Source organism: Aeromonas rivipollensis (genome assembly GCF_037811135.1).
Lineage (GTDB): Bacteria > Pseudomonadota > Gammaproteobacteria > Enterobacterales > Aeromonadaceae > Aeromonas > Aeromonas rivipollensis.
The window spans coordinates 70,773-77,500 of sequence record NZ_CP149130.1 but is presented as its reverse complement, the minus strand read 5'-3'; the positions used below and the strand labels follow the sequence as shown (position 1 = coordinate 77,500).

At 63.4% G+C, this 6,728-nt stretch carries 6 protein-coding genes and 1 riboswitch; of the genes, 3 read left to right on the top strand and 3 right to left on the bottom strand.

Annotated elements, in window-relative coordinates; translation table 11 throughout:
• The first annotated feature begins 93 nt into the window (after nt 1-93).
• A complete protein-coding gene (locus WIR04_RS00345; protein ID WP_338889642.1) occupies nt 94-585 on the top strand; it encodes an RNA-binding protein in 492 nt (163 codons plus the stop codon).
• 4 nt (nt 586-589) lie between these two features.
• On the opposite strand, the gene murI is transcribed toward WIR04_RS00345, so the two are convergent.
• Nucleotides 590-1,378 (bottom strand): glutamate racemase, encoded by a 789-nt coding sequence (gene murI / locus WIR04_RS00340; RefSeq protein ID WP_307766150.1) that lies wholly within the window; start codon nt 1,376-1,378, stop codon nt 590-592.
• A 116-nt stretch (nt 1,379-1,494) separates the two neighbouring features.
• A complete protein-coding gene (locus WIR04_RS00335) occupies nt 1,495-3,330 on the bottom strand; it encodes a TonB-dependent receptor domain-containing protein (protein ID WP_338889640.1) in 1,836 nt (611 codons plus the stop codon).
• A gap of 51 nt (nt 3,331-3,381) precedes the next feature.
• Nucleotides 3,382-3,560, bottom strand: a riboswitch (cobalamin riboswitch).
• A 211-nt stretch (nt 3,561-3,771) separates the two neighbouring features.
• On the opposite strand from WIR04_RS00335, the gene purE reads away from it, so the two are divergent.
• On the top strand, nt 3,772-4,281 hold the full coding sequence (gene purE / locus WIR04_RS00330; protein WP_338889638.1) for a 5-(carboxyamino)imidazole ribonucleotide mutase: 510 nt from the start codon (nt 3,772-3,774) through the stop codon (nt 4,279-4,281).
• A complete protein-coding gene (locus tag WIR04_RS00325) occupies nt 4,278-5,402 on the top strand; it encodes a 5-(carboxyamino)imidazole ribonucleotide synthase (protein WP_338889636.1) in 1,125 nt (374 codons plus the stop codon). The genes purE and WIR04_RS00325 overlap by 4 nt, the downstream gene beginning before the upstream one ends.
• Before the next feature lie 72 nt (nt 5,403-5,474).
• Here WIR04_RS00325 and WIR04_RS00320 read toward each other — a convergent pair whose 3' ends face one another.
• Nucleotides 5,475-6,671 (bottom strand): L-lactate MFS transporter, encoded by a 1,197-nt coding sequence (locus WIR04_RS00320; RefSeq protein WP_338889634.1) that lies wholly within the window; start codon nt 6,669-6,671, stop codon nt 5,475-5,477.
• Nucleotides 6,672-6,728 lie beyond the last annotated feature (57 nt).

The window sequence follows — 6,728 nt, the reverse complement described above, 5'->3', positions numbered from 1 at the left end:
GTCCATGGTAGCGTCCTGTCATAAAGCTGGTTACCATGGAGGTGAATAGAGTGTTGCACCTTTTTTGCTTTCATTTACAAAAGGTCTTTAAAGATGAATTTATCCAAGTTTCCCGTTTATGTGCAGGCGGCCGTTCTCGCTCTGGTATTGGCGCTGGTCGGTTATCTGGTTGCCCAGGCCCTGCAGTTTTCCCTGAAAGCCGAAGTCATTTTTGCCGTAGGTCTGGCCATTGGCGGTTTCGTGGTACCGCTGTTCCTTAACCGGGCTCCTGCCGCTGTGGCCGAGCAGAACGCCAGCCAAGATACATGCACCTTATATGTGGGCAACCTGCCCTACCGTGCCAACGAGATTGCCGTGCGCGAGCTCTTTGCCGAGCAGGGCCTGGTCATTTCCGTCCGTCTGATGAAAGACAAGGCCACTGGCAAGCGCAGAGGCTTCGGATTTGTTGAGATGCCGGTCGCCGATGCGGCCAAGGCCATAGCCGCGCTCAATGACAAGGAGTATCAGCAGCGCACCCTCAAGGTACGTGAAGCAAACGACAAGCGGGACAGGGATGAGAGGGAAGGCGCCGACGTCGACGCCTGAAGACTCAGCACAGCACCTCTTGGAGTGATGACAGCCCCCATGCTTGCAAGGGGGCTGTCAGTTTTTGGGCCCGGGCATCCAGCAGGCTGCAATAGGCGCGCCCCTGACCTTCACCGGTGAAGGTGGATGGAAGCGCGGCCAGCAGATGGGCCACCCGTCTTGCCACCGCATTGCCAGAGTCCACCAGTTGGCACTCCGGCATCAGTTGCCGGATTTCATCCCCCAGCAGCGGGAAATGGGTGCAGCCCAGCACCAGCGTATCCGGCCTCTCCTCCCCTTCCATCCAGTCAGCCAGCACCTCTCGCAGCAACCCCATGTTGACCGGCTGTCCCGCCAGCTTGCGCTCGGCCTCGATCACCAGCTCGGTCGCCCCCTTGAGCAACACCCGCTTGCCCGGCGCGAACTGGGCGATGAGCTCGTGGGTATATTCGCGGCTGACGGTGCCCGGGGTTGCCAGCAAACCGATACAACCATTGCGGGTCAGGGCGGCGGCAGGCTTGATGGCGGGCACCACGCCCACCACAGGAATGCTCAGAGTGGCTCGCAGGGATGGCAGGGCTATGGTGCTGGCGGTGTTGCAGGCGATCACCACCAGATCGATGGCGTGTTCGGCCACCATGTGGCTGACCAAACCGGTGCAGGCAGAGATCAGTTCTGGTTCGCTCAGCTCACCATAGGGGAAGTGGGCGTTGTCGAAGCAGTAGAAATAGTTGTGCGCCGGCAGGGTGCGACGGATCTCCCCATAGACGGTCAAGCCGCCCATACCGGAGTCGAACACGAGAATATTGGCCACCAGAGCTCCCCCTTGGATGCGAGGCGGCGATCATACTCCCGCCAGCGACCAATAGAAAAGGCCCCGCACATGGCGGGGCCTCGCTTTTTCCTCTCTATATTAAGCAGAGCAGCAGATCAGAGACGGTAGTCGGCGGTCAGCTTGAACTCGGTGCCCGGTGAGGCATAGCCATAGGCCGGGGCATAGTCACGATCGAACAGGTTGTCGATGCGACCGCCCAGGGTCAGCGCAGGCGTCACCCCGTAGCTGGCACCCAGATTGACCAAAGTGTAAGAGCTCAGCACCACCCGCTCTGCGGGGAAGCTGCTGAAGTTCTTGTCGTCCCGCTTGCCCACGTAGAGCAGTTCGGTCGACAGATCCACCGGGCCCAGCTGTGCCTGAGTCAGCCAGCTCGCCTTCTGCTTGGCGCGGCGCAGCAGCGGCTGATCGCCGTCGTTCTTGTCTTCGGTCTTGGTGTAATCGAAGCTCAGGTCATGATGGAGCGGACCGGTTTCCAGCCCCAGCGCTACTTCCACGCCGCGGATCTCGGCATCCGTGTTGTCCGGTTTGCAGCTGGAGAAGGCGCTCTGGCAGGCGATCAGGTTCTGGATCTGGTTGCGATAGAGGTTCACTGACCAATCCCAGGCGGTGTAACGGCCTGAGAAGTCCAGCTCCAGGTTCTTGCTCTCTTCCGGCTTCAGATCCGGGTTCTCATAACCGGGATAGTAGAGATCGAGGAAGGTCGGCGCCTTGAAGCCGGTGCCGTAGCTCAACCGCACGTTGTGGTTGTCATCTATGTCCAGCCCGCTGGCGGCGGACCAGGTGTTGTGGCGGCCATACTGCTCGTTGTCATCGGTGCGGCCGGACAACTCCCACAGCAGGGCCTGCCAGCGATAACTGCCCACCGCAAACAGGCCGGTGTTGTCGCGATCCGGGGCATTGAAGGCCTGACCATAGCTGCGCGAATCGGACTTCATCTGCTCCTGCTGCCAGTCGGCGCCACCGGTCAGGTTGAGCCCCTCGATGCCGCTCCAGCTGTTGATCCAGGAGAAGCGGGTCAAACCGGTGTGGATCGGCTGGGCGCTGGACTCCCCCTGGCTCTCCAGCCAGCTCTTCAGCTTGTTCTCGCCATAGCTGGCTTCCAGCCGGCTGGTCAGGGTCTCGCTCTGGAACTTGAGGCCACCGTCGTACTGGAAGGCCTTCACCCGGCTCTGATCGGCCGACTGATAGGCGTCGTCCATCTCGGTCTGGTTGTCATAACCCTGGGCGTTGAAATCGGCACTCCAGGCGTCGTTGAAGGCATGGTTCATCCCGACCTGGCCATTGAGGCTGTCGAAGCCGTCCCGATCCGGCTGCTGGGCACCGGCCACCACGTCGAACCCATCGGTGCGCTCATAGCCCACCAGCAGGTTCATGTCGGTCTGCTGGCCCAGAGCCTGCACGGTACGCAGTTGACCCTGACCATAGCCATGGCTGCCTGCGCCGCCCTTCAGGTGGGTCTCGCTGCCACTCTTGGCGGAGGTCTTGGTGATGAGGTTGATGACGCCACCTATGGCATCGGAACCGTAGACGGCGGCGCGCGGCCCGCGGATGTACTCGACGCGCTCTATGTTGCCGAGGGGGATCTGGCTGAGATCGGGCGTGCCAGCCACCATGGCGGCGATGGGGCGGCCATTCATCAGCACCAGGGAGTGGTTGGAGTTGGTCCCGCGAATGAAGAGGCTGCTCATATGGCCCCGGCCACCCAGGGTGGTGATCTGTACCCCGGGCAGGGTCTTGAGCAGATCCGTCAGGCTCGATACCTGGCGGGATTCGATCTCGGCGCGCTCGATCACCACCACGGGGGCCAGCACAGCACTGACGGGCTGTTCCACCCGGTTGGCGGTGATCACCATGGTGTCATTGGCAGGAAGGGAAGACTGGGCAAAGGCCGCCGTTGGCAACAGGGCAGCCGCCAATAATTTCTTGGACATGAGAGATCCTTAAGTTCGCGTAAGCATCTACTTCGTGGCCGGTTTCTCTCGGCCCGAAATACGAACTTTGGCAGGTCTTCGGGCTTGGGGGCTGATGGCCTACGGCGACGGCTTCCCACCTTACGGCAGTGCCCTGATGTCGCTTCGTTCCCCCTTACCGCTGCGCGCCAGCTCCGGATTCTCACCGGATTCCCTTTTAAGCATGATGCGCCAAAGCGGGGGGGATTATAGGCAGAGCAGGATTGGATGTATAGCCATCTGGATTGCTGCTGCCATTTTTTCCCACAAGAGGGTGTCGAGTGGCACAGATGCTACCCTGCGCCTCTGTCATGGCCGCTGTTGAGCACAATCTGAAGGGGTCAGATGCAAGAAATGTTGAGCCAGGTCCCACGGCTTTTTGGTAACATGCGGCAAACGTTTGACACCCCCGAGGAAGCCGTAATGACGACCCCCCCAATGATCGGCCTGGTAATGGGCTCTGACTCCGACTGGCCCGTGATGCAAGCGGCAGCCCGCATCCTCAAGGAGCACGGCGTGCCCTATGAAGCGCGCGTCGTCTCCGCCCATCGCACCCCGGATCTGCTGTTCGAATATGCCGCCACTGCCCGCGAACGCGGCCTGCGCGCCATCATCGCCGGGGCCGGCGGGGCCGCCCACCTGCCGGGCATGCTGGCCGCCAAGACCACTGTGCCTGTGCTGGGTGTGCCCATCCCGACCCGTCAGCTCAAGGGGATGGACTCTCTGCTCTCCATAGTGCAGATGCCCAAGGGGGTGCCGGTCGCCACCTTCGCCATCGGTGAGGCCGGTGCCGCCAACGCCGGTCTGTTTGCCGTCTCCCTGCTGTCGGTTGCCCAGGATGGCGACGCCCCTCGCTATCACCAGCAGCTCGACAGCTTCCGTGCCAACGAGCGCGATCGGGTGTTGGCCCTGCAACTGGAGGACCCGGCATGATACTGCCCCCCGCTACCCTCGGCATGCTGGGGGGCGGCCAGCTCGGCCGCTATTTCGTGATGTCGGCCCACCGCCTCGGTTATCAGGTGATAGTGCTGGATCCGGATCCCGCCAGCATCGCCGGCGCTGCGGCCGACGCCCAGATAGTGGCGGCCTATGACGATGCCGAGGCGCTGCGCGATCTGGCCAGCCGCTGTGATGCCGTCACCTGCGAGTTCGAGAACGTGCCGGCCGCCTCCCTGGCCCTGCTGGAGCAGCACCTGCCGGTACGCCCTGCGGCCAGTGCAGTTCGCGTCTGTCAGGATCGCCGGGAAGAGAAAGCCTTCCTGACCCGCGCCGGCGTGCCGGTCGCTCCTAACCTGACCCTGCTGCCGGGCGAGCCGCTGCCGACCCTGCCCAGCGACCTCTTCCCCGCCATTCTCAAGACAGCCCGCGAAGGCTACGACGGCAAGGGACAGTGGACTATCCACCAGGCCGACGAGCTGCCAGCGGCCCTGGCCGCCAGCGGTGTGCCCTGCGTGCTGGAGAAGCGCCTGCCGCTGGAGGGAGAGTTTGCCCTCACCCTGGCCCGCAGCCCGAGCGGTGCCATCAGCGCCCTGCCTCTGGTGCAGAACTGGCACAGCGGCGGCATCCTGGATCAGACCCGCTCCCCGGCCAATGTCCCCGCCCTGGAGGCGGAAGCCCAGCGCATCGCCGAGCACATCATCGCCGCCCTCGACTACGTGGGCGTGCTGACGGTGGAGTTCTTCCTGGTAGGCGGCGCGCTGCTGGTCAACGAGATGGCGCCCCGCCCCCACAACTCGGGCCACCCCAGCATCGACAACGCCGGTTGCAGCCAGTTCGAGCTGCAGGTCCGCGCCCTGTGCGATCTGCCGCTGCCGGCAAAAGCCGAGGTGTGCCCCGCCATACTGCTGAACCTGCTCGGGGATCTCTGGCACAACGGCACCCCAGACTGGGCCGGCGCCCTGGCCCTGCCCGGGGTGCACTTGCACCTCTACGGCAAGGGCGAAGCCCGCCCCGGCCGCAAGATGGGCCATGTGACCGTCACCGGCACCGACTGGTCTGCGGTCGAGGCCACCGCGCACCAGTTGCGCGCCCTGCTGGGACTGCCGCCGCGCTGAATCGTACGCCTATGAATGCAAAGACCCGGGCCTTGGCCCGGGTCTTCTTTGTTTACCGCAGTGGGAACTAGGTCAGCCCCGATCCGCCGCCACCGCAACGGGAGCCGGCAGCCGTATGGTGAGGGAGAGCACCAGCGCCACCACCAGCAACACCAGGATCAGGTTGAAGGTCGCCATGAAGCCGCCGAACAGGGAGGCCACGATGGAGCCGATGATGCTGCCCAGACCAAAGCCCAGATAGATGACGCCGTAGTTCTTGGTCAGGTTGTTGAGACCGAAGAAGTCGCTCACCAGCGAGGGGTAGACGGTGATGGTGCCGCCGAAGCTGAACGCCACGCAGGCCACCGCCACGAAGAACAGGTTGGCGTTGAGCGGCACGAACAGCAGCAGCGCCATCCCGGCCAGGGTAATCAGCTGGGCGATGGTGATGACCCGGATGCGGGACATCTTGTCGGAGAGGATGCCCAGCACCAGCCGGCCGCCCAGGTTGGCCATGGCGATGATGGCGACGGCGTTGGCGGCGACCACGGCCGGCAGGCCCACCATGTTCTCGCCGATGTCCTTGGCCACGCCGATGACGTAGAGACCGCTCATGCAGGCGGTGAGGAACATCAGCGCCAGCATCCAGTATTGGGGCTTGCGCATCGCCTCGGCCAAGGTGAAGTCGCGGCTCTCGCTCTGCTGCACGGCGGCCGCCTGCTTGGGCGCATCCTTCATCAGCATGCCACCCACCAGCACCATGGACATGGCGATCAGCCCCCACAGCTGGAAGGTGGTCTCCAGCCCGTTGCTGGAGAGCAGCAGCAGGTTGATGTACTTGAAGCCCAGGCTGCCGAGGCCATAAGCACCGATGGAACAGGCGGAGATCAGCCCCTTGCGCTCCGGGAACCACTTCACGCAGTTGGAGAGGGTCATCAGGTAACCGGTACCGTCGGCAAAACCGACCAGGATGCCGGCGCAGAGGTAGAGCATCGCCAGGTTGCTGGCGTGAGCGGTGAGGAAGAAGCCGATGCCGAGCAGCACGCCGGCACCCAGGGTAACGTTGCGCACCCCGAACCGCTCCTGCAGCTTGCCCGCCAGGGAGGAGGCCACCGCCAGGGAGAGGCTGAGCAGGCCGAAGGCGAAGGCGACCTGGCTGACCGGCTCGTCCAGCTTGTCGGAGAGCTGGGCGTTGAACAGGCTCCAGGTGTAAACGGATCCCAGTGCGAACTGGGTGATGATGGTCCCCAACAGGGTGAGGTAGCGGGTGCGATTCAGATCGATGGTCATGATGCGTCTCGGTCAATGGCCTTAAGGAAACTGGGGCCACTATAGGCAAGACGCCAC